General features: G+C 66.8%; 25 protein-coding genes and 1 tRNA gene. 15 read left to right on the top strand and 11 right to left on the bottom strand.

Annotated elements, in window-relative coordinates:
* Window positions 1-50: 50 nt before the first annotated feature.
* Window positions 51-1,715: a long-chain-fatty-acid--CoA ligase gene (locus CupriaWKF_RS16580; protein ID WP_276098879.1), complete on the top strand. Its 1,665-nt coding sequence runs from the start codon at window positions 51-53 to the stop codon at window positions 1,713-1,715.
* Between the two features lie 71 nt (window positions 1,716-1,786).
* On the top strand, window positions 1,787-2,620 hold the full coding sequence (locus tag CupriaWKF_RS16585) for a crotonase/enoyl-CoA hydratase family protein (RefSeq protein ID WP_276098880.1): 834 nt from the start codon (window positions 1,787-1,789) through the stop codon (window positions 2,618-2,620).
* Window positions 2,621-2,714: 94 nt separating this feature from the next.
* On the opposite strand, the gene CupriaWKF_RS16590 is transcribed toward CupriaWKF_RS16585, so the two are convergent.
* The 3 genes from CupriaWKF_RS16590 to CupriaWKF_RS16600 all read right to left on the bottom strand — a co-directional run bounded on the left by CupriaWKF_RS16590 (window position 2,715) and on the right by CupriaWKF_RS16600 (window position 5,024).
* Complete coding sequence (locus tag CupriaWKF_RS16590) at window positions 2,715-3,077, bottom strand: DUF2784 domain-containing protein (protein ID WP_276098881.1); 363 nt, start codon at window positions 3,075-3,077, stop codon at window positions 2,715-2,717.
* 20 nt (window positions 3,078-3,097) lie between these two features.
* Window positions 3,098-4,009: a LysR family transcriptional regulator gene (locus tag CupriaWKF_RS16595; RefSeq protein WP_276098882.1), complete on the bottom strand. Its 912-nt coding sequence runs from the start codon at window positions 4,007-4,009 to the stop codon at window positions 3,098-3,100.
* A gap of 64 nt (window positions 4,010-4,073) precedes the next feature.
* Complete coding sequence (locus CupriaWKF_RS16600) at window positions 4,074-5,024, bottom strand: LysR family transcriptional regulator (protein ID WP_276098883.1); 951 nt, start codon at window positions 5,022-5,024, stop codon at window positions 4,074-4,076.
* 340 nt (window positions 5,025-5,364) lie between these two features.
* Between CupriaWKF_RS16600 and CupriaWKF_RS16605 the strand changes: the two genes are divergently transcribed.
* Together CupriaWKF_RS16605 and CupriaWKF_RS16610 are read left to right on the top strand one after the other, a co-directional pair.
* Complete coding sequence (locus tag CupriaWKF_RS16605) at window positions 5,365-6,660, top strand: MFS transporter (RefSeq protein ID WP_276098884.1); 1,296 nt, start codon at window positions 5,365-5,367, stop codon at window positions 6,658-6,660.
* 28 nt (window positions 6,661-6,688) lie between these two features.
* Window positions 6,689-7,903 carry a M20 aminoacylase family protein gene (locus CupriaWKF_RS16610; RefSeq protein WP_276098885.1) on the top strand — a complete coding sequence of 405 codons (1,215 nt, stop codon included), beginning with the start codon at window positions 6,689-6,691 and terminating at the stop codon, window positions 7,901-7,903.
* A 12-nt stretch (window positions 7,904-7,915) separates the two neighbouring features.
* Here the strand turns inward: CupriaWKF_RS16610 and CupriaWKF_RS16615 are convergent, their stop codons facing one another.
* Window positions 7,916-8,671 carry a hypothetical protein gene (locus CupriaWKF_RS16615; RefSeq protein WP_276098886.1) on the bottom strand — a complete coding sequence of 252 codons (756 nt, stop codon included), beginning with the start codon at window positions 8,669-8,671 and terminating at the stop codon, window positions 7,916-7,918.
* Window positions 8,672-8,955: 284 nt separating this feature from the next.
* Here CupriaWKF_RS16615 and gcl point away from each other — a divergent pair, with 284 nt between their 5' ends.
* The 6 genes from gcl to CupriaWKF_RS16645 all read left to right on the top strand — a co-directional run bounded on the left by gcl (window position 8,956) and on the right by CupriaWKF_RS16645 (window position 16,706).
* Window positions 8,956-10,740 (top strand): glyoxylate carboligase, encoded by a 1,785-nt coding sequence (gcl, locus tag CupriaWKF_RS16620; protein WP_276098887.1) that lies wholly within the window; start codon window positions 8,956-8,958, stop codon window positions 10,738-10,740.
* A 130-nt stretch (window positions 10,741-10,870) separates the two neighbouring features.
* Complete coding sequence (gene hyi / locus CupriaWKF_RS16625; RefSeq protein WP_276098888.1) at window positions 10,871-11,653, top strand: hydroxypyruvate isomerase; 783 nt, start codon at window positions 10,871-10,873, stop codon at window positions 11,651-11,653.
* 69 nt (window positions 11,654-11,722) lie between these two features.
* Complete coding sequence (gene glxR / locus CupriaWKF_RS16630) at window positions 11,723-12,643, top strand: 2-hydroxy-3-oxopropionate reductase (protein ID WP_276098889.1); 921 nt, start codon at window positions 11,723-11,725, stop codon at window positions 12,641-12,643.
* A gap of 108 nt (window positions 12,644-12,751) precedes the next feature.
* Window positions 12,752-14,059, top strand: coding sequence for a glycerate kinase (locus tag CupriaWKF_RS16635; RefSeq protein WP_276098890.1), 1,308 nt, complete (start codon window positions 12,752-12,754; stop codon window positions 14,057-14,059).
* A 99-nt stretch (window positions 14,060-14,158) separates the two neighbouring features.
* Entirely contained in the window at window positions 14,159-15,622 is a 1,464-nt protein-coding gene (gene pyk / locus CupriaWKF_RS16640; protein ID WP_276098891.1) for a pyruvate kinase, read from the top strand.
* A 208-nt stretch (window positions 15,623-15,830) separates the two neighbouring features.
* The gene (locus CupriaWKF_RS16645; protein ID WP_276098892.1) at window positions 15,831-16,706 is read left to right on the top strand and encodes a neutral zinc metallopeptidase; all 876 of its coding nucleotides are present in this window, start codon (window positions 15,831-15,833) and stop codon (window positions 16,704-16,706) included.
* A gap of 215 nt (window positions 16,707-16,921) precedes the next feature.
* Here the strand turns inward: CupriaWKF_RS16645 and CupriaWKF_RS16650 are convergent, their stop codons facing one another.
* The 3 genes from CupriaWKF_RS16650 to CupriaWKF_RS16660 form a co-directional block, all read right to left on the bottom strand.
* Window positions 16,922-17,272: a hypothetical protein gene (locus CupriaWKF_RS16650; protein WP_276098893.1), complete on the bottom strand. Its 351-nt coding sequence runs from the start codon at window positions 17,270-17,272 to the stop codon at window positions 16,922-16,924.
* A gap of 265 nt (window positions 17,273-17,537) precedes the next feature.
* Entirely contained in the window at window positions 17,538-17,957 is a 420-nt protein-coding gene (gene rnk, locus CupriaWKF_RS16655; protein WP_276098894.1) for a nucleoside diphosphate kinase regulator, read from the bottom strand.
* A 509-nt stretch (window positions 17,958-18,466) separates the two neighbouring features.
* Window positions 18,467-18,913 carry a Cd(II)/Pb(II)-responsive transcriptional regulator gene (locus tag CupriaWKF_RS16660; protein WP_276098895.1) on the bottom strand — a complete coding sequence of 149 codons (447 nt, stop codon included), beginning with the start codon at window positions 18,911-18,913 and terminating at the stop codon, window positions 18,467-18,469.
* A gap of 345 nt (window positions 18,914-19,258) precedes the next feature.
* Here CupriaWKF_RS16660 and CupriaWKF_RS16665 point away from each other — a divergent pair, with 345 nt between their 5' ends.
* Together CupriaWKF_RS16665 and htpX are read left to right on the top strand one after the other, a co-directional pair.
* Entirely contained in the window at window positions 19,259-19,618 is a 360-nt protein-coding gene (locus CupriaWKF_RS16665) for a hypothetical protein (protein WP_276098896.1), read from the top strand.
* 113 nt (window positions 19,619-19,731) lie between these two features.
* Window positions 19,732-20,610, top strand: a complete 879-nt coding sequence (gene htpX / locus CupriaWKF_RS16670; RefSeq protein WP_276098897.1) for a protease HtpX — start codon at window positions 19,732-19,734, stop codon at window positions 20,608-20,610.
* A gap of 118 nt (window positions 20,611-20,728) precedes the next feature.
* On the opposite strand, the gene arfB is transcribed toward htpX, so the two are convergent.
* Window positions 20,729-21,133: an alternative ribosome rescue aminoacyl-tRNA hydrolase ArfB gene (gene arfB / locus CupriaWKF_RS16675; RefSeq protein WP_276098898.1), complete on the bottom strand. Its 405-nt coding sequence runs from the start codon at window positions 21,131-21,133 to the stop codon at window positions 20,729-20,731.
* A 38-nt stretch (window positions 21,134-21,171) separates the two neighbouring features.
* Entirely contained in the window at window positions 21,172-22,560 is a 1,389-nt protein-coding gene (locus CupriaWKF_RS16680) for an FAD-binding oxidoreductase (RefSeq protein WP_276098899.1), read from the bottom strand.
* 519 nt (window positions 22,561-23,079) lie between these two features.
* Between CupriaWKF_RS16680 and CupriaWKF_RS16685 the strand changes: the two genes are divergently transcribed.
* On the top strand, window positions 23,080-23,463 hold the full coding sequence (locus tag CupriaWKF_RS16685) for a hypothetical protein (protein WP_276098900.1): 384 nt from the start codon (window positions 23,080-23,082) through the stop codon (window positions 23,461-23,463).
* Window positions 23,464-23,472: 9 nt separating this feature from the next.
* Entirely contained in the window at window positions 23,473-23,706 is a 234-nt protein-coding gene (locus CupriaWKF_RS16690) for a YMGG-like glycine zipper-containing protein (protein WP_276098901.1), read from the top strand.
* Between the two features lie 145 nt (window positions 23,707-23,851).
* On the opposite strand, the gene CupriaWKF_RS16695 is transcribed toward CupriaWKF_RS16690, so the two are convergent.
* Window positions 23,852-24,082: a hypothetical protein gene (locus CupriaWKF_RS16695; RefSeq protein ID WP_276098902.1), complete on the bottom strand. Its 231-nt coding sequence runs from the start codon at window positions 24,080-24,082 to the stop codon at window positions 23,852-23,854.
* Between the two features lie 272 nt (window positions 24,083-24,354).
* Window positions 24,355-24,430: transfer RNA gene (locus CupriaWKF_RS16700), tRNA-Arg, on the bottom strand.
* A 348-nt stretch (window positions 24,431-24,778) separates the two neighbouring features.
* On the opposite strand from CupriaWKF_RS16700, the gene CupriaWKF_RS16705 reads away from it, so the two are divergent.
* On the top strand, window positions 24,779-25,654 hold the full coding sequence (locus CupriaWKF_RS16705) for a c-type cytochrome (RefSeq protein ID WP_276098903.1): 876 nt from the start codon (window positions 24,779-24,781) through the stop codon (window positions 25,652-25,654).
* Window positions 25,655-25,677: the final 23 nt, after the last annotated feature.

A 25,677-nucleotide genomic window follows, 5' to 3' on the forward strand; every position in this document is an offset into this window, starting at 1 on the left:
CCCGGGATGGCATCCCGGGGCATCACGAGAACAACACAAGGAGACGCATCATGCTGGGCCTCATGCAAGACCGTCCGTTGTTGATTTCATCGCTGATCGAGTACGCGGCGGCGTACCACCCGCAACAGGAGATCATCTCGCGCACCGTGGAAGGCGGCACGGTGCGCAGCAACTATGAGCAGGTGCATCGCCGCTCGAAGCGGCTCGCCAACGCGCTCGCCAAGCTCGGCCTGAGCGAAGGCGACCGCGTCGGCACGCTGGCGTGGAATACGCACCGGCACCTCGAGATGTATTTCGGCGTGTCGGGCTCGGGCGCCGTGCTGCATACGGTCAACCCGAGGCTTTTCCCCGAGCAGATCGAATACATCGTCAACCACGCCGAAGACAGCGTGCTGTGCTTCGACAGCTGCTTCGCGCCGCTGGTCGCGAAGCTCGCGCCGCAGCTCAAGACGGTCAGGCACTACGTCGCCATGACCGATCCCGAGCACATGGCGGCGCTGGCTGCGATGGGCATTCCGAACCTGCTCTGCTATGAAGACCTGCTCGCCGGCAGCAGTGAGGATTTCGACTGGCCCCAGTTCGACGAGCGCACCGCGTCGTCGCTGTGCTACACGTCCGGCACCACGGGCCACCCCAAGGGCGTGCTTTACTCGCACCGGTCCACGGTGTTGCACAGCCTCAAGGCCAGCGGTGCCGACACCTTCGGCGTGAGCCCGGCCAGCAGCATCCTGATGATCGTGCCGCTGTTCCACGCCAACGCCTGGGGCCTGCCTTACGCGTGCGCGATGAATGGCGCGAAGATGGTACTGCCGGCCCAGCACCTCGACGGCGAAAGCGTGTACCGGCTGCTGCGCGACGAGCGCGTGAACTACTCCACCGCAGTGCCCACGGTGTGGCTGATGCTGTTCCAGTACCTGGACGCGCACCCTGAAATCAACCCGCGCGACGAGCTGGTGCTGCGCGTGGCCGGCGTGGGCGGATCCGCCGCACCAGCGGCCATGATCGAGCGCTTCGAAAAGCAGTTTGGCGCGACGCTGATGCAGGGCTGGGGCATGACCGAGACCAGCCCGATCGGCGTGATCAACACGCTGCTGCCGCAGCATGCCGGCCTCGGCGAGGCCGAGCAGCTCAGGATCAAGCTCAAGCAGGGCCGCGCGCTGTGGGGCGTCGAGCTGCGCATCGAGGACGACGAAGGCCAGGCGCTGCCGCACGATGGCAAGGCGTTCGGCCGGCTCAAGGTGCGCGGACCGTGGATTGCCTCGGGATACTTCAAGGCCGAGCATGACGCGCTCGACAACGACGGCTGGTTCGATACCGGCGACGTGGCCAATATCGACCCTGAAGGCTACGTGCAGCTGGTGGACCGCGCCAAGGACGTGATCAAGTCCGGCGGCGAGTGGATCTCTTCGATCGACCTGGAGAACGCCACCATGAGCCACCCGGCCGTGGCCGAGGCGGCCGTCATCGGCGTGCCCCATCCCAAGTGGCAGGAGCGGCCGCTGCTGATCGTGGTGAAGCGGCCCGATCAGGATGTCACGCCGGCCGAGCTGCTCGCCTTCCTGGCGGGCAAGGTAGTGCGCTGGTGGGTGCCTGACGACGTGGTGTTCGTCGATGCGCTGCCACATACGGCCACCGGCAAGCTGCTCAAGCTGAAGCTGCGCGAGACCTACCGGAACTATGTGCTGCCGACCGCGCAAGACGAGCGCACGGCGTAAGACCGGCTGCCCGCGCCGCCGCGGTGCGGGCAGCCATTCCCAACACTGAACGAACACAGAAGGAGCCGCGCATGAGTGCCAGCAGCACCGACCGCATCATTGTGACCATCGAGGACGGCGTCGCCGACGTCCGCCTCAACCGCGCCGACAAGATGAACGCGCTCGACCCAGCGATGTTCGACGCGCTGATCGCCACTGGCGAACGGCTGCGCGAGACCCCGGACCTGCGCGCGGTGGTGCTGTCGGGCGAAGGCCGCGCGTTCTGCGCGGGGCTGGACATGGAAAGCATGGCCGGCATGCTCGGCAACGGCGCGGGCGGCGATCCGGGCATCCGCCCGGGCCGACTTGCCGCGCGCGCGCACGGCATCTCCAATCGTCCGCAGTACGCATGCATGGTGTGGCGCGAGCTGCCGGTGCCCGTGTTCGCGGCCGTGCATGGCGTGGCCTTCGGCGGCGGCCTGCAGGTGGCGCTGGGCGCTGACGTGCGCTTCGTCACGGCCGACACCAGGCTCTCGGTCATGGAGATCAAGTGGGGCCTGGTGCCCGATATGGCGGGCATGGTGCTGACACGCGGGCTGGTGCGCCCGGACGCGCTGCGCGAGCTGGTCTACACGGGCCGCATCGTCACCGGCGCCGAAGCGTGCGAACTGGGCCTGGCCACGCGCGTCGTGGACGATCCGCGCGCTGCGGCGCTGGAGGCGGCGCGGCAGGTCGCGCAGAAGAACCCGCACGCCATCCGCGCCGCCAAGCGGCTGATGGAAGTGGTCGAGGGTGGCGACAACGCCGCTATCCTGATGGCCGAGTCAGTCGAGCAGGACAAGCTGGTCGGTTCGCCCAACCAGCGCGAAGCGGTGCGGGCAAATCTGGAAAAGCGTGCGCCGAAGTTTGAGGCGGCACGGGACTGAGCGATACGCCCGGCGTTACCGCTGCCTGGCTCCCCTCTGCCGCATGCGGGAGAGGGGAGGCACCGCGGGATCGTCATAACCGGTGAGCGGTGAGCTAGGACTGTCTCCGGCGCTTCCACCACAACACATAGATCGCCACGTTAAGTCCCAGCACGAGCGCGCCGAGCCAGAGCTGAATCTCCGGCGTCAACCCGACCGGGTAAATCACCGGCAACAAGTAGCGCTCGACAAACCCGCCGCCATACCCCGCCTCGCCCGCCGCACGGCGCAACGCATTCTCCAGCGGCGTCAGCGGACAGATCCGCCCCGACCACTCCACGAACACGCCCCACGCTGCCGCCGGCAAGTGCACCCACGCCACGCGAGGCCAGCGGAACAGCAGCAGAGCGCCCCCGACCACGAAGGCGATGAAGAGGAAGTGGACCACGACCACCAGGTCAGCCAGCCACCCCGCCATCGGCGCCCTCCTCTAGTTCGTCAGGTTCGGCCGGACCAGTAGCCGGGCTGCGCAAACTGCGCCTTCAGGTGCTCGATGAAGAAGCGGATCTTGGCCGGCACCGGACGCTGCTGCGGGTACACGGCAAGGATGTCGTAGTCCGGCAATGCGTATTCATCCAGCACGGTGACCAGCTCGCCGCTCTCGAGCTGCGGCAGGATCTCCCACGTGGAACGCCAGCCCAGGCCCAGGTGCTCCCCGGTCCAGCGGTGCAGCAGCTCGCCGTCGTTGCAGTCGAGGTTGCCGTTGACGCGCACCGTCACGGTCTTGCCGTTCTGCTGGAAGTACCAGCCGCGCTGCTGGCCGCCTTGCAGATTGAAGGCCAGGCAGTTGTGGTGCTGCAAATCGTCCAGCGTAAGCGGCACGCCGTGCTTTGCGAAGTACGCGGGCGTGCCGCACACCACGCGCTTGTTCGTGGCCAGCTTGATGGCGACGAAGTTCGGGTCGATGGCGCCACCGATGCGGATGCCGACGTCATAGCCTTCGCGTACCAGGTCCACCACGCGGTCGGTCAGGTTGAAGGAGATCTGCACTTCAGGGTTCGCCGCCAGGAAGGCCGGCGCATGCGGCGCCACGTGCTTGCGCCCGAACGCGGCCGGGGCCGACACGATCAGGTGGCCGGTGGCCTTGTGCTTGCCCTCGGCGATCAGCATCTCGGCGCGGTCCAGGTCGGCCAGCGCCTTCTTGCACTGCTCCATGAACACGGCGCCCTGCTCGGTCACCACGATGCGCCGCGTCGAGCGGTGCAGCAGCTTGACGCCGATGCGCGCCTCCAGCGCGTTGATGCGGCGCCCGATCATCACCGGCGTGACGTCCTGGGTGAGCGCAGCGGCGGCCATGCTGCCATGCTCGACCACGGCGATAAAGGCTTCTATCTGTTTGAGTTTGTCCATAGGGTATTGCGTCTCCTGCCCGCCATTGTGCGGCATCGGCGCCGGACTGACACCTTGCCGGCACTTATGAAGCGGATCGGGGCTTGCGCATGGTGGCCAGCGGTTCATGCATCTGGCGAGCACAATGGCGCACCTCGCGCACGAATTCGGCGCAGACGTGGGTCATCAGGTCCACCGAGCGATAAACCAAAAACACGCGGAAATCGGGCAGCTCGTCCTGGATCGGCAGCGGAGTGAGCGCGTCGCGTACCAGTTGCAGCGGGCCGCCCGTGCCGAAGAAGACGAAATCCGACCACATGCTGACGAGGTCGGTCTTGGTCGCCAGCTGCAGGCCGAGCAGGTTCGAGGCGCTTTGCACCACGCGTCGCGGCATCTCCAGCCGGTGCAGGCGCATCAGGCTGGCGAGCGGGCTGCCGGCGTCATCGACCGGGTCGAGCACGAGCCAGTCGGCATCGAGCAGCGGCCGCAGGCGCCGCGCACGCCGCAGCGGGTGGCCGGTGCGCACGGCCAGCTTCATGCCGACCGAGAACAGCGGCTCCCACTGGAACGAGGCGGAGCCGGGGCCGCTGTTGGTCGAGATCAGCCCCAGGTCCAGCCGCCCTTCGCGCAACCCTTCCTGGATCTGCTGCGGACGCAGTTCGAAGCCGCGCAGCGCGACGTTCGGGAAGCGCTGGCGAAACGCCGCCATGGCGTCCGGCAGCGGCCCGCTGGAAGCCACCGCCGTGAAGCCGATATTGAGTTCGGCCTCGGCATGGCCGCGGATCGATTCAATGTCTTCCAGCGCATGCCGCAGCTCCTGCTCCACCACGCTGGCCCGCTTGACCAGCGCCACGCCATAGGCCGTCAGGCTCACGCCGCGCACCGAGCGCGACATCAGCGTGACGCCCAGTTCGCGCTCCAGCTCCGCGATCGCCTTGGACAGCGCCGGCTGCGAGATATGCAGCGCACGCGCCGCCTCATGAATGCTGCCGTGCTCGGCTACGGCCAGCAGGATGCGCAGTTGTTGCAGCTTCATCGGTCCCCTTGATTTGTGCGGCGTGCCCGCGTGCCGTGCAGCGCGCCCCGTTTGCAGGCGCACCGCATCCATGCGCGGCGCACGCCGCATTCCCGCCATCCCGCGCCAGCGCTGGGTTTCGCCCCGGCCCAGTACTTGTCCCGATATCCGCCGGCAAGCGGTTATGACGGTGATTCGATTTGGTTATCAAGATGAAAATATATGATTTTTTGTCCCGCCGCGTTTGCCTGAATACTTCATCGCAGCCTTTGCACCCCATGGCCAGCGCGGATCCCGATGACCCGGCACGGACAAGACCGGCCCCCGCGTGCGCCCCCACCCACCAGTTCGTGGAGACCGCATGAACGACGCCACCCTCGCCGCCGGCACCGGCACGCTTGCCACGCCGACGCGCCCGCAAAGCCAGTTCCGCCTGATTGCCGCCTGTTCCCTTGGCAATGCGCTGGAGATGTTCGACTTCACCGTCTACAGCTTCTTCTCGCTGCTGATCGGCAAGCTGTTTTTCCCGTCCGACAATCCCTACGGTTCGCTGCTGCTGGCCGTGGCCACCTTCGGCATCGGCTTCGTGATGCGTCCGCTTGGCGGCGTGGTGATCGGCAGCTACGCCGACCGCCGCGGCCGCAAGGCGGCCATGACGCTGACCATCGGCCTGATGGTGGCCGGCACGCTGTGCATCGCGCTGGCGCCGCCGTATGCGTCGGCGGGCGTGTTCGGTTCGCTGACGATCCTGGCCGGCCGCCTGCTGCAGGGCTTCTCGCTCGGCGGTGAGATCGGCGCATCGACCGCCATGCTGATGGAATCGGGCGGCGTGCGCGGCCGCGGCTGGCGCGTGAGCTGGCAGCTCGGCAGCCAGGGCATCTCGGCGCTGCTGGGCGCGCTGACCGGCGCGGCCCTTTACACGCTGCTGCCGACCGAGTCGCTGGAAAGCTGGGGCTGGCGCCTGCCGTTCCTGGTGGGCCTGCTGATCGCGCCGGTGGGCCTCTACATCCGCGCCAACCTCGATGAAACGCACCAGGCCGACGCCCATGCGCCGAGCCCGCTCGGCGAGCTGTTCCGCCACCACTGGGCCACCGTGGTGAAGGGCATCCTCGCCACCACGGCTGGCACCGCGACGATGTACCTGGTGGTGTTCTTCATGCCGACGTACATGATCCGCGTGCTCAAGATGCCGCCCTCGCTGTCGTTCCTGTCGGGCTGCGTCACGGGGCTCACGCTGACGGTGGTATCGCTGGTCGCCGGGCGCCTGGCCGACCGCCTGACGAACCGCAAGCCGCTGGTGGTGGCTTCGCTGGTGTTCAGCATGGTGGCCGTGTATCCCGCCTTCTGGCTGATCAATGCCCACCCGAGCGTGCCGCTGGTGCTGTGCCTGTCGGCGCTGCTGACTGCCGGCATCAACCTGGGCACCACGCCGATGTTCCTGATGATGCTCGAGATGCTGCCCGCCAGCGTGCGCGCCAGCGGCCTGTCGGTGATCTACAGCGTTGGCGTGACCGTATTTGGCGGCTCGTCGCAGTTCATCGTCACGTGGCTGCTCTCGCGGACCGGCAATCCGCTCTCGCCGGCCTGGTACATGCTGGTCTGCGGCGCCATCACGCTGATCGCCGTGCTGAGCATCCGCGAACGCCGCGTGCACTGATTCCCCCATTCTTCAGGAGACCCGATCCATGACCCGCGCACCCACGCTCAAGCCCTTCCAGTACCTGCCGCACCTGCTGCCGAACATCAATATCGATGCCGAAACCTTCATCGGCATTCGCCGCCAGATCCATGCGCAACCCGAGCTCGGCTTCGAAGTCGGCGCGACCAGCAAGCTGGTGGCCACGCTGCTCGCCGCGTGGGGCTACGAGGTTCACACCGGCATCGGCAAGAGCGGCGTGGTCGGGCAGCTCAGGCGCGGCACCGGCAAGCGCCGGCTCGGCATCCGCGCCGACATGGATGCGCTGCCGGTCGTCGAGGCCACCGGCCTGCCCTACGCCAGCCAGCTGCACGGCAAGATGCACGCGTGCGGCCATGACGGCCATACCGCGATCCTGCTGGCAGCAGCCAAGGCGCTGGCCGACCACCCGGACTTCGACGGCACGCTGAACCTGATCTTCCAGCCTGACGAGGAAAACCTCTGCGGCGCGCGCGCGATGATCGAGGACGGGCTGTTCGAGCGCTTCCCGTGCGACGCGGTGTTCGCACTGCACAATATGCCGGGCGTGCCGGCCGGCACCTTCCGCGTGCTGCCGGGGCCGGTCAGTTTGTCGTCCGATGTGGCCGACGTCACCATCAAGGGCGTGGGCGGCCACGGTGCCATGCCGCACCGCGCGCGCGATCCGATCGCCGCGTCGGCGGCCATCGTCACCGCGCTGCAGACGGTGGTGGCGCGCAACGTCGCGCCTGACGACACCGCGGTGGTGTCGGTCGGGTTCATCCGCGGCGGTGCCACGCACAATGTCATTCCCGAGTCCGTGACGATCGGCCTTAACGTGCGCGCGGCGCGTCCGGAGACGCGCGCGCTGGTAGAGCAGCGCATCCGCGAGATCGTGTCGCTCACGGCGCAGGCGCATGGTGTGGAAGCGCAGATCGACTACCGGCAGCTCACGCCGCCGATGGTCAACACCGAAGCGGAAACGCAGCTTGCGCAACATGTCTGCGCAGAACTCGTTGGGGCGGAAAACGTGGTCACGCAGGCGCCCAAGGGCCTGAACGGCAGCGAGGATTTTGCGTGGATGCTCAATGCGGTGCCGGGCTGCTACCTGATCCTCGGCAATGGCGAAGGGGAGTTTGGGGGATGCATGGTGCATAACCCCGGCTACGACTTCAACGACGCAGTGCTGCCGCTGGGCGCGGCCGCGTGGGTGCGGCTGGCGCAGACCTACCTGGTGGCGGACTGAAACCGCCCGGTCTTACTGCGCGGGTGCCTGCTCGGTGGATGGAGCCGGGCCCGCGCGCCGCGCCCCAAGCCGCGCGTTGATCTCCGCCGCCTCCCCCAGCACATGCGACAGCCGTCGCAGCGGCCGGCTGCATTGCACATGCACGTAGAGATAGAACGCCGCCCCCACCACTACCATCACGGCGTATAGCCATAGCAGGGACCCCTTCATTTCGGCCTGATGCGGCAGCGGATGCAGCCCGCTCACGAGCACCAGCGCCGCGGGCGCCAGCGCAAGCAGAAGGCCGACGGTTCGCGCCATCGCTTCCCATAAGCGAATCTGCAAGGCCACCCGCCGTTGCCGCGCCTGCAGCTGCAGCGGGTGAATCCGCCCTAGCCGGCGCAGCAGCGCGTTCTCGATGGCGCTGTCCAGATCCATCTGGCTGGCCTGCCACCGCAGCGGGTTGCGCACGATCGCCAGCACACCCGGCAGGCGCATCAGCCCCGCGGCCGCATAGCACGCGGCGCAAAGCACCAGCAGGGCCTCGGTCAGCCGGACCGACCATGGCGCCAGCGGCTGCTTCAGCACCAGCCGCCAGACAGCGAGCGCGGCGGCCGCAAGCAGCGTTGCCACCAGCGTGACGACGAAGCCCACCCACAGACCACGGCCAAGCCGCTGCGCCCAAGGCGTCACCCCCGCCGCACTGACCGACGCCGGCACGGGCGCGGGCGCCGGCGCGGCGGCCAGGGCTTCGAGCAGTTCGTAGGTGGACGGTAGCCGGGAGTACATGGCGTTCAGGGAGGCGGAGGTTTGGAATCGGCGCGGCGCAGCTAACCCCGCCATTGTCGCCGCAGCCGCGTGCAGGGGGTAGCGTCCCCGCGTATCCAGATCATCACACGCGATCTCGAATCCCGGTGCGCGCGGCATGGGCGCCGACCGTCCATCGGGCGTTCCAAGGCCACATTGCAAACTCCAGGTATCGAATCAACTGATCTCGCTTCCCTTTATCCCACACCGGTTGCGGGAATAGGATCAACTCCAACGGAAAACCCACCCCAACTGGAGACAAGATCATGGCAAAGATGAGAGCAATCGACGCGGCCATCGCCGTACTGGAGAAGGAAGGCGTGACCACGGCGTTCGGCGTGCCGGGCGCGGCGATCAACCCGTTCTACTCGGCGATGCGCAAGTCGGGCAACATCAACCACGTGCTGGCCCGCCACGTCGAGGGCGCCTCGCACATGGCCGAGGGCTACACCCGTGCCGAGCCGGGCAATATCGGTATCTGCGTCGGCACCTCGGGCCCCGCCGGCACCGACATGATCACCGGCCTGTACTCGGCCTGGGCCGATTCGATCCCCATCCTCTGCATCACCGGCCAGGCCCCGCGCGCCCGCCTGTACAAGGAAGACTTCCAGGCCGTCGACATCGAGTCGATCGCCAAGCCCGTGACCAAGTGGGCCGTGACCGTGCGCGAGCCGGCGCTGGTGCCGCAGGTGTTCCAGCAAGCGTTCCACATCATGCGCTCGGGCCGTCCGGGCCCGGTGCTGATCGACCTGCCGTTCGACGTGCAGGTCGCCGAGATCGAATTCGATCCCGACACCTACCAGTCGCTGCAGCCGTACAAGCCGGCCGCCTCGCGCGCCCAGATCGAGAAGGCCATCGCCATGCTCAACGCGGCCGAGCGCCCGCTGATCGTGTGCGGCGGCGGCGTGATCAACGCTGATGCGTCCGAGCTGCTGGTCGAGTTCGCCGAGCTGGTCAACGTGCCGGTGGTGCCGACGCTGATGGGCTGGGGAGTGCTGGCCGACGACCACCCGCTGCAAGCCGGCATGGTCGGCCTGCAGACCTCGCACCGCTACGGCAACGCGACGCTGCTGGCGTCGGACTTCGTGATGGGCATCGGCAACCGCTGGGCTAACCGCCACACCGGCAGCGTCGACGTCTACACCAAGGGCCGCAAGTTCGTGCACGTCGATATCGAGCCGACGCAAATCGGCCGCGTGTTCGGTCCGGACCTTGGCATCGTTTCCGACGCCAAGGCCGCGCTGGAACTGTTCGTCGAAGTCGCACGCGAAATGAAGATGGCCGGCCGCCTGCCGTGCCGCAAGTCGTGGGTCGCCGACGTGCAGAAGCGCCGCCGCACCATGCAGCGCAAGAGCGACTTCGACAACGTGCCGGTCAAGCCGCAGCGCGTCTACCGCGAGATGAACCAGTACTTCCCGCGCGACGTGCGCTACGTCAGCACCATCGGCCTGTCGCAGATCGCCGCGGCGCAGTTCCTGTCGGTCAACGAGCCGCGCCACTGGATCAACTGCGGCCAGGCCGGCCCGCTGGGCTGGACCATCCCGGCCGCGATCGGCGTGAAGACCGCGTCGCCGAACTCGGACGTGGTGGCGATCTCGGGCGACTACGACTTCCAGTTCATGATCGAGGAACTGGCCGTGGCCGCGCAGTTCAAGGTGCCGTACATCCACGTGGTGGTGAACAACTCCTACCTCGGTCTGATCCGCCAGGCGCAGCGCGGTTTCGAGATGGACTACTGCGTGCAGCTCGCGTTCGACAACGTCAACTCGCCCGAGCTCAACGGCTACGGCGTGGACCACGTCAAGGTCGTCGAAGGCCTGGGCTGCAAGGCGATCCGCGTGTTCAAGCCGGAAGACATCGCCCCGGCCTTCGCCGAGGCGCGCGACCTGATGGCCGAGTTCTCCGTGCCGGTGGTCGTGGAAGTGATCCTGGAGCGCGTGACCAATATCGCGATGGGTACCGAGATCGACAACATCAACGAGTTCGAACCGATCGAGGATCTCGAGGACATCGAGGAAGCGATCCTGAAGGAAGAAGTGGAAACGGCGTAAGCAAGCCTCCACACGCGGCGCGGGCAACAGGCCCGCGCCGTCGTCAGCGCCCCCTGTTTTGCAGCACCAAGGAAAGCAGTAGCGGCTCCGCACCGGCGGAGCGACAACCACAATTAAACCGGAGAGATTCATGACCAAACTTGCGGCAAACCTCACCATGCTGTTCAACGAAGTCGGTTTTCTCGACCGCTTCGAAGCCGCTGCGCGCGCGGGCTTCCGCGGCGTGGAATTCCTGTTTCCGTATGCGTTCCATGCGGACCAGATCGCTGACCGCCTGAACCGCTTCCAGCTCGACCTGGTGCTGCACAACCTGCCCGCCGGCAAGTGGGATGCGGGCGAGCGCGGCATTGCCTGCCACCCGGACCGCGTCGGCGAATTCCAGGACGGCGTGGGCGAGGCCATCAAGTACGCCAAGGTGCTGGGCGTGCGCCAGCTCAACTGCCTGGTCGGCATCCAGCCGCAGAACGTGAAGCGCGAGCAGGCGCAGGAGACGCTGGTCGAAAACCTGCGCTTCGCCGCCAACGCGCTGGCCGCCGAGCATATCGACCTGCTGATCGAGCCGATCAACACCTTCGATATCCCGGGCTTCTTCCTGTCGCGCACGCAGCAGGCCGTGGACCTGATCAACCAGGTCAACGCACCCAACCTCTACGTGCAGTACGACATCTATCACATGCAGCGCATGGAGGGCGAGATCGCCAACACCATCAAGGCCAACCTGCCGAAGATCAGGCATGTGCAGCTGGCCGACAACCCGGGCCGCAACGAGCCGGGCACCGGCGAGCTGAACTACCAGTTCCTGTTCAAGTACCTGGACGAGATCGGCTACACCGGCTGGATCGGCTGCGAGTACAAGCCGAAGACCACCACCGAAGCCGGCCTGGGCTGGCGCGCCGCCCACGGCGTGCAGTAACAGCGTGCAGTAACGGGTTACCGCACACGCAATCCATCACAGACTTAACATCCAATCGGAGACATCAACATGGCAAACCAACGCAATATCGGCTTCATCGGACTGGGCATCATGGGCGCACCGATGGCGGGCCACCTGCGCGCAGCGGGCCACACGCTGTTCGTGCATGACGTCAACCCGGCCCCGCAGGTCCTGGTCGATGCCGGCGTGACGGTCTGCACCAGCGCCGAGGAAGTCGCCAAGCGCGCCGACATCATCATCATCATGGTGCCGGACACCCCGCACGTCGAAGCGGTGCTGTTCAGCGAGAAGGGCGTTGCCGCCGCGCTCAAGGCCGCCGGCAAGGAAGCCAGCTACAGCAAGATCGTGGTCGACATGAGCTCGATCTCGCCGATCGCGACCAAGGATTTCGCAGCGCGCATCAACAAGCTGGGCGCCTCGTACCTGGACGCGCCGGTGTCCGGTGGTGAGGTGGGTGCCAAGGCCGCGTCGCTGACGATCATGGTTGGTGGTCCGGAAGAAGCGTTCGACCAGGTCAAGCCGCTGTTCGAGCTGATGGGCAAGAACATCACGCTGGTGGGCGGCAACGGCGATGGCCAGACCACCAAGGTGGCCAACCAGATCATCGTCGCGCTGAACATCCAGGCCGTGTCCGAGGCGCTGCTGTTCGCGTCGAAGGCCGGCGCCGATCCGGCACGCGTGCGCCAGGCGCTGATGGGCGGCTTCGCCTCGTCGCGCATCCTGGAAGTGCACGGCGAACGCATGGTCAAGCGCACCTTCGACCCGGGCTTCCGCATCGAACTGCACCAGAAGGACCTGAACCTCGCGCTGCAGGGCGCCAAGGCGCTGGGTGTGGCACTGCCGAACACCGCGACCGCGCAGGAGCTGTTCAACACCTGCGCCGCGAACGGCTTCGGCAAGGCCGACCACTCGGCCCTGTGCCGTGCGATCGAGATCATGTCGAACCACGATATCGCCAAGGCCAAGTAAGCGCATTGTTGTACATGCAATACCTGCAGTATCTGCAGTACCTGTAGTTGCAGCAAACGCCGTCCCCTTCGCCGGGGACGGCCTCAGTTTCAGTTCCCAGGATTCCCCATGCTCGACACCGAAACCAGCGCCGCCCTGCTGACCCCGCAGCGCCCCAGCCTCCAGCCGCGTGCCCTGCTGCGCGACCTGTTCGATACCGCCGTGGCGTCGGTCAGCGCCAGCCACTGCCTGCCCCCGCACCTGCCGCAGCCGCCCAAGGGCCGCACGGTAGTGATCGGCGCCGGCAAGGCCGCCGCCGCGATGGCGCAGGCGGTCGAGGCCCACTGGCAGGGCGAGCTGAGCGGACTGGTGGTGACGCGCTATGGCCACGGTGCCGACTGCAAGCGCATCGAAGTCGTCGAGGCCGCGCATCCTGTGCCCGATGAAGCCGGCGCCCGTGCCGCGCAGCGCATGGTCGAACTCGTGCAGGGCCTGAGCGCCGACGACCTGGTGCTGTGCCTGATCTCCGGCGGCGGCTCCGCGCTGCTGGCCGCGCCCGCGCCCGGCATCTCGCTGGCCGACAAGCAGGCCGTCAACAAGGCGCTGCTGCGCAGCGGCGCGAGCATTGGCGAGATGAACTGCGTGCGCAAGCACTTGTCCGCGCTCAAGGGCGGCCGCCTGGCGCTGCACTGCGCGCCGGCCCGCGTCGAGACCTTGCTGATTTCCGATATTCCCGGCGATGACCCGACGCTGATCGCAAGCGGCCCGACGCTGCCCGATGCGACCACCTGTGCCGACGCGCTCGCCGTTATCGCCAAGTACGGCATCGAGGTGCCGGCCAATGTGCGCGCGCATCTCGAAAGCGGCGCTGGCGAGACGCCCAAGCCCGGCGATGAGCGTTTTGCCGGCCACCGCAGCGTGACGCTGGCCACCGCGCAGCAATCGCTCGAAGCCGCTGCGGCGCGTGCGCGCGAACTCGGCTACGAAGCGCACATCCTGTCCGATTGCATCGAAGGCGAGGCCCGCGACGTGGCCGTCGTGCATGCCGCGATCGCACGCCAGATCGCGCAGCACGGCCAGCCGTTCAGCAAGCCGTGCGTACTGCTGTCGGGTGGCGAGACCACCGTCACCGTGCGCGGCAAGGGCCGTGGCGGCCGCAATGCCGAGTTTCTGCTGTCGCTGGCGGTGGCGCTCGACGGCCTGCCCGGCGTGCATGCGATCGCGTGCGACACCGACGGCATCGACGGCTCCGAGGACAACGCCGGCGCGCTGCTCGCGCCCGACACGCTGACCCGTGCCGCCGCTCGCGGCCTGTCCGCGCGCGCGCATCTGGAAAACAACGACGGCTATGGCTTCTTTGCGGGCGTGGACGACCTGATCGTCACCGAACCGACCCGCACCAACGTGAACGACTTCCGCGCGATCCTCATCGTCTGAGCATCGCGGCCGAAGCGAACTGCACGAACTGAATTGCCGAATTGCATTACCGGCGCACCGCATCCGGCGCGCCGTTCCGAGAATGGAAGAGGAGACATCATGAGACGCCAGCGCAAAGCCAAGATCGTTGCCACGCTCGGTCCCGCGAGCACCGATATCGCGGTGATCCGACAGCTGTTCGAAGCCGGGGCCGACGTGTTCCGCCTGAACTTCAGCCACGGCACGCACGAAGACCACCGCGCGCGCTACGACGCCGTGCGCCAGGTCGAGGCCGAGACCGGCCGCCCGATCGCGGTGCTGGCCGACCTGCAGGGCCCCAAGCTGCGCATCGGCGTGTTCGCCGCGGGCAAGGTGGCCGTGCGTGCCGGCGATACCTTCGTGCTCGACAGCGATCCCACGCCAGGCGACGGCACACGCGTGCACCTGCCCCACCCGGAACTGTTCCGCGCGGCGCAGCCCGGACAGTCGCTGCTGATCGACGATGGCAAGGTGCGCCTGGCGATCGAAGCCGTGGCGAGCGGCAGCATCACTACGCGCGTGGTGAATAACGGCACGCTGTCCGACCGCAAGGGCGTGAACGTGCCCGACGCGGTGATCCCCATTCCCGCGCTGACCGAAAAGGACCGCAAGGACCTGGACTTCGCGCTGTCGCTCGGCGCTGACTGGATCGGCCTGTCGTTCGTGCAGCGCCCGTCCGATATCGTCGAAGCGCGCGAGATCGTCGGCACGCGTGCCGGCATCCTGTCGAAGATCGAGAAGCCGGCCGCGCTGCAGCAGCTCGAAGAGATTGTGCGCGTGTCGGACTCGGTGATGGTCGCGCGCGGCGACCTCGGCGTGGAACTGCCGCCCGAGCGCGTGCCCGGTGTGCAGAAGCGCATCCTGCGCGTGTGCCGCCAGCTTGGCAAGCCGGTGGTCATTGCCACGCAGATGCTCGAGTCGATGATCGACTCACCGGTGCCGACGCGTGCCGAGGCGTCCGATGTGGCGAGCGCGATCTACGAAGGCGCCGACGCGGTGATGCTGTCGGCCGAGTCGGCCAATGGCCGCTACCCGGTGCCTGCAGTGTCGATGATGAATCGCATCGTCACCGAGGTGGAACGCGATCCGCTCTATCGCAACCTGCTCGATGCTCAGCACGAGACGCCGCTGAACACGCGCCAGGACGCGATCTGCGCGGCACTGCGCGAAGTCACGCAGATCATCGGCGCGGCGGCGACCGTGACTTATACGTCGTCCGGCGCCACGGCACTGCGCGCGGCGCGCGAGCGGCCGTGCGCGCCGATCGTCAGCATCACGCCGAACCTCGAGATCGCACGCCGGCTGGCGATTGCCTGGGGCGTCCACTCGACCGTCAGCCCCGATGTGCAGAGCGTCGACGAGATGGTCGAAGCGGCCACGCGGGCCGCGCTGGTCGAGGGCTATGCCGCGCCGGGCGACCAGATCACGATTGCCGCCGGCATGCCGTTTGGCCAGGGCGGGACCACCAACCTGCTGCGCGTGGCGGAAGTTGGCGGTAATGCGGCGGTCGGTGCGCAATCCGCCCGGGAGGCCGCTACGGTCTGATCCGCTTTTTGTTGTCGGGGCACTGGCCGTGCCCCTATGGTGCAAATTGCCGCCCGCCACCCGCCAGTGCCTTTTCTCCAAGGCTGGGCGGGTGGCGTTTTTTTGTCTGGAGGGGTTGTTCCCGAAGGGCGCCGTGCCGCCAAACGCCCTTCATCCTCGTTGCTATACTTGATTCCCCAACCGATACCCCCTTGCCCGCGGAGCCCCCATGCGTCTCGATGACGAAGCCGAAAGCCAGAACGTTGAAGACCGCCGCGGCGGCTTTGGCGGTGGCGGTTTCGGTGGTCCGAAGACCATCGGTATCGGCACGGTCATCATCGCCCTTGCCGCGTCGTATTTCTTTGGCATCGATCCGACGCTCATCATGCAGGGTGCGTCGGTGCTGCAGGGCCAGCAGGCGCCCCACCAGCAACAGGTCAACCGGCCTCCGGCCAACGACCAGATGACGGTGTTCACGCGCAAGGTGCTGGGCAATACCGAGCGGACGTGGGAGCACATCTTCGAAACCGAACTCAATCGCCGCTACGAGCCGCCGAAGCTCGTGCTGTTCTCGGGCGCGACGCCAACCGCATGCGGCACGGGACAATCGGCCATGGGTCCGTTCTATTGCCCGGGCGATCACAAGGTCTATATCGACCTGGCCTTCTATGACGAGCTGCGCCAGCGCTTTGGCGCGGGCGGCGATTTTGCGCAGGCGTATGTGATTGCCCACGAGATCGGTCACCACGTGCAGAACCTGCTCGGGGTCTCCGACAAGGTCGATGCGGCGCGCCGCCGCATGGGCGAGGCGCAGGCCAACCAGCTTTCGGTGCGCATGGAGTTGCAGGCTGACTGCCTGGCCGGCGTCTGGGCCACCAACGCACAGCGCGCCAACCAGCAGTTGCTGGAGCCGGGCGATATCGAGGAAGGCCTGAAGGCCGCCGCCGCCATCGGCGACGACCGGCTGCAGCGCCAGGCACAGGGCTATGTCGTGCCCGAGGCCTTTACACATGGCACCAGCGAACAGCGTGTGCGCTGGCTGCGCCAGGGCCTGACCACGGGCGATATCCGCAAGTGCGATACCTTCGCCGCGCGCCAGCCTTGATCAGTCGTTTGCCCCGTTTTTTTCGGCGCGATCGTCCTGAGCGAGCCGCACCGGACTCAGGTGCTAAACCGTGAGCTTCGTGGTGATCTTCGGGGAAAAATCGCCTGCCCGGCGCAGAGAGAAGGAGGAGGAGGTCTGCCGGGCAGGCGGGAGAGAAAACTTGCGGCCACCCTGGGTGGCCGCATCAGGTCCGAAAAGAACCCTGTGAAAGCGCGTCAGACGCGATACCCGTAGAGCGAGCCGTCGCCCGTGCGCGAGTTGTCGGTCGAGCTCGCGGAGATCTCGCCACTAAATACGGCCGCACCATCCGTATAAGGGTTGAAGCGTTCCATGCGCGCGCCGTCCGTATAAGGGTCGTAAACCTTGCGCGCGCCGTCGGTGTAGACGTCGTACTTGCCTTGCTTGGTGCCGTCCACATACGGGTCGAACTTGCCGGCACGCAGTGCGTCGGCATAAACATCGAACTTGCCTGCCTTGCTGGTCGCAGCAGGGGCAGCGATCGACGCGGCCGATGCGGCCAGGGCCGCTACCACGAACGCGCCGCCAAGAATGCGTTTGGCGATCATTTCGGACTCCTTCAACTGATTTCGTCTTTCTTTATGTGACCGGCTAACTCCTTGCCGCTACGCAATCTTTGTCGCGATGCGAGCACGGACTGAAGCTTAGTCACTGGGTACGTCATCGGAAATGACGCTGCGACGAATGGTGAGTTGCTAGTCGTGAAACGACGGACTTGCTGACGAACGGTGCGTGTGGATCGCCGTATGCCTATGCCATGGCGCGAGGCGGCGGGCCCGCACGCGTATGGCGTGCGCTGCCCGTTTCACCTGCTCAAAGTGTGTACTGGCCGCTGGCCTCGGGCTGGAACGCGATTTCACTGATGGTGACGTGCTGTTCGCGGCCATCGGGCATGCGGTAGCTCACCGTCTGGCCGGCACGCGCGCCCAGCAGCGCCTGGCCAACCGGCGACAGCACCGACAGCCGGCCGGCGTCGAAATCGGCTTCATCCGGGTAGACCAGCGTCCACTGGCGCGGCGCGGCGTCGCCTTGCAGTGCGCACAGCAGGCGGGAGTTCATGGTGACCACGTCGGTCGGGATATCCCGCGGCGCGACGATCGCCGCGCGCGCGAGCAGCGCGTCGAGCATATCGGCCATCGGGCCGGCGCCGGGGCGGCTGGCAATACGCTCCAGTCGCGTGACGTCGAGCTCGGTCAGGTAGAGGGTCGTTGCGGTCGGGTTGGTGGCCGTCATGGCTAATCCTCCGTCAGATGTCGGTGGCGGTCAGGTTGGGCCCGGCACGGCAACCGGACGGCATTGCCGACGGCCCCATGCGGGAACATCAGGGAAAAGCAGCGAATCAAGGCCGGCGTTGCCGGGTCACACGGCGCTTGCAAAGCGCATCGGTGTCAGAACGCAGGCTTGGGGCTCGGGCCCGGTTCGGCCCGGGCCCGTGGTGGGGACAATCAGGCTGGGAACCGGGCGGGATCAGGCGGAGCGCTGACCCGGCGGCGGGGCGTCATGCGCGTGGCCAGGGCTGTGGCGCCGGCGCGTGCGCGGTCCTGCCGCGCAAGGCGGGCAGGTACGGCGGGCAGCGAGTGGCGGGCTGTTATGGCGGTCACGCAGATAACAAGAGCTAGGATCTGGAAAGGAAAACCGGACACATGTCCGGCAATTCTGGCTTCGTGCCCGCACCGGTCTGGTGCGGCGACGGGAACACCCATCGTAGCACAGGCAGGCGGCATGCGCCGTGAGCGCCGCCTTCAGCCAGCCTGGCCGGTGGCCGGCGCATGGCATTCGCATGGCGCGCCGGCAGCGGCCTGCTGCAGGTTCTGCAGGATGCCGCATTCGCTGGCGGCCTGGTGCTGGTGGTGGCAGGTCTCGCGCAAGGCCCGCAGCTGGCTCTCCAGCGCTTCGAGTGCGATGCGCTGCGCGTGGATCTGCTCGATCTGGCGGTCCAGCAAGGCGTTGACATCGTCACAGTCCTGCGACGGGTTGCGCTCGAAATCGCGCAACCGGCGCACGTCCGACAGGCTCATGCCGAGCGAACGGCAGTGCCGCACGAAGTTCAGCTGCGTGAGGTGCATGTCGCCGTAGCGGCGGTAGCCGTTGTCCTCGCGCTGCGGGGCGTCGAGCACGCCTTCGCGCTCGTAGTAGCGGATGGTTTCGACGTCGCAACCGCTGTGCCGGGAGAGTTCGCCGATTCGCATGGGTACAATCTCTGTAGTGACTACGGGGTTTTGCTAGTCTAGCGCAGAAGACACTGATCTGCCGAAGCGGCGTCAGCGGCAGCCGTTCATGCCGCGTGCCTCGTCCCGCAGTGTCATCGCGCGCGGCGCAAGCACTTCGCGGATATGCCGGGCGGCCAGTTCGGGCCTGGCCGTGCCGCACACGAAGATACCGCCTTGATCAGGCCTGTCGGTGTTCGAAGAGGCCGCCTGACGGGGCACCCGCGCAGCCGCGCGCATCGTGGGCTAGCGCTCATTACGTCACCGCGGACGCCGGCACCATCCTGTAGAATTCGCGCCATCCCCCTTTGTGTTTTTTGCTGTCGCGTGCGCACCATCCGGCTCCTCCTGCTGGTTCTGATGCTGGCCTTCCTGCCGTTCCAGGCATGGGCCGGCGCAGTCGCGCCTGAATTGGGTGCTGCGGCCAACCCGGCGCAACAGACTGACGGCCGTTCGGCCGGACAGTGCAAGGCGACGGAAAGTGCGGCGCCCTGCAGCACCTCACCGACCGATCCGGCCGAAGCGCCTGAAACGTCGCCGGCCGGCATCGATCTCGCGGAGCAGCTTCTGCCCTCGCCCGAGTTCCGCGTTGCCGCCGGTCCCACCCAATCCGGGCCACCGCGCTACGCGGGGATTGCCCTGCCTGACCCCGACCTTCCTCTCCTGCCGCGTCCTCCGCGCGGCTGATCCCCACCTGCGCGGCATTCGCCGCGCATGACCGTTCCTGCGTGCCGTGCCGTTGAGGCGCCGCGCGCGCCTGCGGCCCGTCCGCGCCTATCCTGCTGTCCTGTTCCACTCTCATGAAACGCATCCTGCTTTTCCTGGCGACCAACCTCGCCGTCATGCTTGTCCTCAGCATCACCGCCAGCGTCCTTGGCGTGAACCGCTTCCTGACCGCCAACGGTCTCAACCTCGGCATGCTGCTCGCCTTTGCCGCGCTGATGGGCTTCGGCGGCGCCTTTATCTCGCTGCTGATGTCCAAGACCATCGCCAAGTGGTCCACCGGCGCGCAGGTCATCACGCACCCGGGCACCAGCACCGAACTGTGGTTGGTGCAGACCGTGCAGAAGCTGACGCAGAAGGCCGGGCTACCGATGCCCGAAGTGGCGATCTACGAGGGCGAGCCCAACGCGTTTGCGACCGGCGCGACCCGGAACAGCTCGCTGGTGGCCGTTTCCACCGGCCTGCTGCAAACGATGTCGCACGACGAGGTGGAGGCCGTGCTCGCGCATGAAGTGGCGCACGTGGCCAATGGCGACATGGTCACGCTCACGCTGATCCAGGGCGTGGTGAACACGTTCGTGATCTTCCTCGCGCGCGTGGTCGGCTACTTCGTCGACTCGATGCTGCGCAAGAACGATGAGGAGTCGAGCGGGCCCGGCATCGGCTACATGGTCACCGTGATCGTCTGCGAGATCGTCTTCGGCATCCTGGCCAGCATCATCGTCGCCGCCTTTTCTCGCCGCCGCGAATTCCGCGCCGACGCGGGCGCCGCGGGCCTGATGGGCACGCCGATGCCGATGGTCGCCGCGCTGCGCCGCCTGGGCGGCCTGGAGCCGGACGGCCTGCCGCAGAACATGCAGGCCATGGGCATAGCAGGAGGGACATCGTGGATGGCGCTGTTCTTGAGCCATCCGCCGATCGAGCAGCGCATCGCGGCGCTGCAGTCGGCACGCTGAAGCCCGATCCATCGCTGCGACCCGTCCAGGGCCTCTGGCATCGCGGGCATCGGTCAGGGAGCAAGCTATCATGCGCTCTCGGCCCCCACGGTGCCCGCAGGCAGCAGGCTGCCCGCGCTCAGTCCGTCACGCGCCCGCGCAGTGCTTTCACCTGGCTGCGCTGGTTCTTGCTCTCGAGGCGGCGCTTGCGTGAAGCCAGCGTAGGCCGTGTCGGGCGGCGCGAGCGCGGCGGGGTCGCCACGCTCGCAACCAGTTCATGCAGGCGCCGGATGGCATCGTCGCGGTTCAGCTCCAGGCTGCGGTGCTGCTGCGCCTTGATGACCACCACGCCATCACGCGTGATGCGGTGGTCATGCAGTTGCAGCAGGCGCTCCTTATGGTCCGGCGCGAGCGAAGACGCATGCACGTCATAGCGCAGGTGCACCGCGTTGGACACCTTGTTGATGTTCTGGCCGCCCGCGCCCTGCGCGCGGATGGCGGTGATGTCGTACTCGTGGTGAGGGATGAGGAGTTCGCCGGACATGCGCGCATCATAGCAAGGCGCATGCCCGGGACATTCTTCTAAACGGCGGGCGCGATGTTCTGGTTCACGCGGAACAGGTTGTCCGGGTCGTACTTCTGCTTGATTCGTGACAAGCGTTCGAAGTTGGGGCCATAGGCCGCACCGATGCGCCCCGCTTCATCCTCGGTCAGGAAGTTCACGTACACGCCTCCCGTGGCATATGGTTCCGTGGCGCGGAAGAAGTCGCGCGCCCAGGCTATGCAGGCTGCGTCCTCGCCGGGACTTTCCCACCGCGTATGTACGTTCATGACAAAGCGTGCATCCCGGTGGTGGTAGGCGGTGGCATCCGCGGCGACGCTGTTGGCCCGCCCGCCGACATGACCGATGAAGATCTCCGAATGTGGCGAAGGCAGGCGGCCGGAGTAATCCATCATCGCCTCAATGGCCTCGTCCGGCAGTTGCGTGAAGTTGTGCGATTTCCAGTAGTTGCGCGCGCCCGGCGTCAGCAGCGGGTCGAACGCCTGCTGCCAGGCCACATAGGGCATGGCGCCGACATGCTCGCCCAGCAGCGTGCCGAAGCCGCGCAATGGCGCCAGCAACGGCTCGCCCTGCGCCGGCTCGCCCGCGTAGAACACGGCCAGCACCACTACGTCCGTGCCATGGACGGCGGCCGGCAGGAAAGGCAGCGGCGGCGCCTTGCGCAACACGACCCAGATATTCAAGTCTTCCGGCATGGTTTCGGTGAACATGCGGTACTGGCTGAGCACCGCACGGCCTTCCGCAGCCGGGAACACCAGCAGCCCGGCCAGGATCTGCGGCCCGACAGCATGCAGCCGGAATTCGAACAGCGTCACCACGCCGAAGTTGCCGCCGCCGCCGCGCAGGGCCCAGAACAAGTCGGAGTGCTCCTGCTCGCTCGCGTGAAGGCGCCGGCCATCGGCGGTCACGACTTGTGCCGAGAGCAGGTTATCCACCGTCATGCCGTACTTGCGCGTGAGCCAGCCGAAGCCGCCGCCAAGCGTCAAGCCGGCCACGCCCGTGGTCGAGTTGATGCCCAGCGGCGTCGCCAGCCCACAAGCCTGGGCCTCGTGGTCGAAGTCGGCCAGCAGCGCGCCAGGCTCCACCCAGGCGCGCCGTGAACCCGTGTCAATATGGACCGCGCGCATGGCCGACAGGTCGATGACAAGGCCGTCATCGCACAGCGCCTTGCCGGCAATATTGTGGCCACCGCCGCGCACCGCGAGCAGCAGGCCGTTGTCGCGCGCAAATGCCACCGCCGCCGCGATGTCGGCTACCCCGGTGCATCGCACGACCAGTGTGGGGCGCTTGTCCACCATGGCATTCCAGATCGCGCGCGACGCATCGTAGTCGGCCTCACCGGGCAACAGCACCTTGCCGCGCACGGCCGTGCGCAGTGACGCAAGCAAGTCATTCGAAATCACGGGCATGGCAATCCTCCGCATCGACATCCCGGGGCCGCCATGCGGTGGTGGACAGGGGCCATGGCAGCCGTCCAGGGGTTTCAGTCTCGCAAATTGCGCGCCATGTGCGGCAACGCACCGACTGGACACGCCTTGCGACTCAAAGGGGCTAGTGCTTCCTTCGAATCGGACCGAAGTGTTTCATCCGTGATGCCTGGCAAGGCTCCCGGTATCCGCGACACGGTGCCAAAAGGGTGCCGATTGTGACGCAGGATATCCGCGGTGCTGATGGACAATCCGTTACAGCGGCGACACGTCCCGGGTCAGCGCCAGGCATAGCCCAGGGCCGATGCCATGGTGACGTGGTTGCGGGTGCCGCGCTGGCTGACGATGGGTCTTGCGGCCGCGTCTCCGGTGAGCCCCCGAACGGCGGCGTAGCGGTCACTGGAATAGCGACTAATATGAAAGCGCGCCAGTCAGCACCTGCTGACCGGGAGACAGGCTGAGGTGGGCCGCGGCGCAACCCGGCCCGTGCAGGAGTGCGCAATGACAACAAGACAGAAACTGCATGCGTGGACCGCCGTGGCGTGCACCGCGCTTGTCATGGCATCGGGCATTGCCCGTGCCGACGAGGTCCCGCTGGTGACCGGCAAGCAGTGGACCGAATCGACGGAGCAGATGAAGAAGGCCTACCTGGTCGGCATCGCCAACGTCGTGCAGGTCGATGTCGCCTACTATGCCGGCAATGTCCCGCCCGACTCGCAGACCATCGTGCCGCGCCTGGCCAGGGGGTTGAAAGGCCATACGCTGGATTCGGTTCGCGACGGCCTGGACCGCTGGTATGCCGCCCACCCCGACCGTCTGCAGCGGCCGGTGATCGAGACTATCTGGTTCGAGATGGTGGTGCCCGGACTGCAGAACAAGAAGTAAGGCAAGGCCATGAAACGACTTCAGTGGATCGGCGCGGCGCTGGCAGTGGCCAGTGTTGCCGCTTGCACGGGCATGACGCCGCAGCAGCAAGGTACGGTATCGGGGGCGGCCATCGGTGCCGCGGCCGGCGCCGGCATTGCCGCCATCGCAGGCGGCAGCGGCTGGACGGGTGCCGCCATCGGCGCGGTGGCGGGCGGTGTGGCCGGCAATATCAAGGGACGCAACGAGCAGCAGCGGTATTGACTGCCGGAGCTGTCAAGCGCGCAGCCACGGCACCTTCAGTCGCCGCGGCGTAATACCCTGCCTGAGGACATCGTGCCGGGACGCTGCCATGCGTCCGCGGGCCGTGCCTTGAAGGCTCAAGCACGGATGCCTGGCCGTCGCCTGCTCAGCGGAATCCAATCCTCGCCAGCAAGATGATGCTCTCAGTCACCAGGCGCTGGCTTCGCTCGACGACCCGGCGGTTGGAGGCGCGGACCCACTGCATCCGCTCGAGCAGAGCGTCGTCGCTCCGCACAGTCTCAGCCCGCCGCTCGCCCAGGCCCTGATCATCATGGGCCTCCGACCCGGCTGACTTGCGGTCGTGCGTGGGATCGACGGGGGGAGTCTTGCTACCCATGGTGGTCTCCGCCTAGGAACATTTCCAGTCTTGGCGCAGGCCAGTCGTCCGGGTATCCGGCTTCGTCCTACAAGAAGGCCCGCATTGAGCGGGCCATGGGAAATGCCGGGGAGGGGTCAGCTCGCGACACTCGCATGTTCCAGCAGAGGTGCTCGCAAAGACACCCCTCGCCTGGGCAAGACTTAGCAGAAGGCGCGGACACGCTGCCGCTCTTGGCAATGTGCTGGCCCTGGAAGCGAAAAGCGGGAACGGCAGGAAATGTGATGGAGATTTGGCGCGCCCGGCTGGGATCGAACCAGCAACCCCTGCCTTCGGAGGGCAGTACTCTATCCATTGAGCTACGGGCGCGCGGAAAGTGGTCTGGCACTGGCGGCAGGCACTGCCGCGGGGTGCAACCGTGCGGTGGGCGAGTGCCGCCGCTGAGAAGTCGCATAGGATACCGCGTTTGCGGTCATGCGTCCATGCGCGGGAATCCGGGGACGTCGCCGGACGTCTCGGAACCGTCTCTTTTGGCCCTGCCATGAGGCCTTTGGGGCTATAATCGCGAGCTATTTCCGTCAAGACGCAGCCGCACCGCGTTGGCAAACGGTGGACAGTACTGAACCACGCAATCAGAAGGACCCAGGCGTTCTAGGGCCCCATAAATCAAGCCGAGCGTGAGCGGCTGAAGGTTTCCTGCAAAACTGAGAGTTCTGTATGAGCGACGTCCAACACCAACACGACGAACACGAGTCTCCCATCAAGACGCCAAAGCAGCTGATCGCGGTGGTGATCGCTGCGTTCCTGGTCCCGATCATCGTGATCATCCTGCTGGTCAATTTTGTCGGCCATGGTTCCAAGGAAGGTGCCGGTTCGATTACCACGGCCGAAGCCATCAATGACCGCATCAAGCCGGTCGCAGCGCTTGAGATCAAGGACGCTAATGCGCCGCGCGTCTTCAAGACCGGCGAGCAGGTCTACAAGGAAGTCTGCGCTGCCTGCCACGCCACGGGTGCGGCGGGCGCGCCGAAGTACAGCAACGCTGGCGACTGGGCCGGCCGCATCGGCCAGGGCTTCGATGGCCTGCTGAAGTCCCTCCTGAACGGCAAGGGCGCCATGCAGGCCCGCGCGGGCACCACGCCGGACGACTATTCCGACTACGAACTGGGCCGCGCCGTGGTCTACATGGCTGACGCCGGCGGCGCCAAGTTCCCCGAGCCGCCGGCTCCGGCCGCCGCTGCTCCGGCCGCCACCGCGGCAACGGACGCTGGTGCCGCACCTGCGGCAGCCGCCGCCCCGGCAGCGCCCGCTGCTGCTGCGCCGGCACCGGCCGCTGCACCTGCCGCGGCGTCCGCCGATGTGGGCAAGAAGGTCTATGACCAGGTCTGCGCCGCCTGCCATGCTGCTGGCGTTGCCGGTGCTCCCAAGTTCGGCGACAAGGCCGCCTGGGCACCACGCCTGAAGGAAGGCATGGACGCTGTCCACAACTTCGCGCTGAAGGGCAAGGGCGTGATGCCGCCGAAGGGCGGTTATGCCGGCCCGGACGCCGACGTGCTCGCCGCCGCCGACTACATGGCGAGCGCTGCCAAGTAATACCGGCTGCGCTGTAAAGAAAG

The organism is Cupriavidus sp. WKF15, from assembly GCF_029278605.1.
Taxonomy (GTDB): Bacteria; Pseudomonadota; Gammaproteobacteria; order Burkholderiales; family Burkholderiaceae; genus Cupriavidus.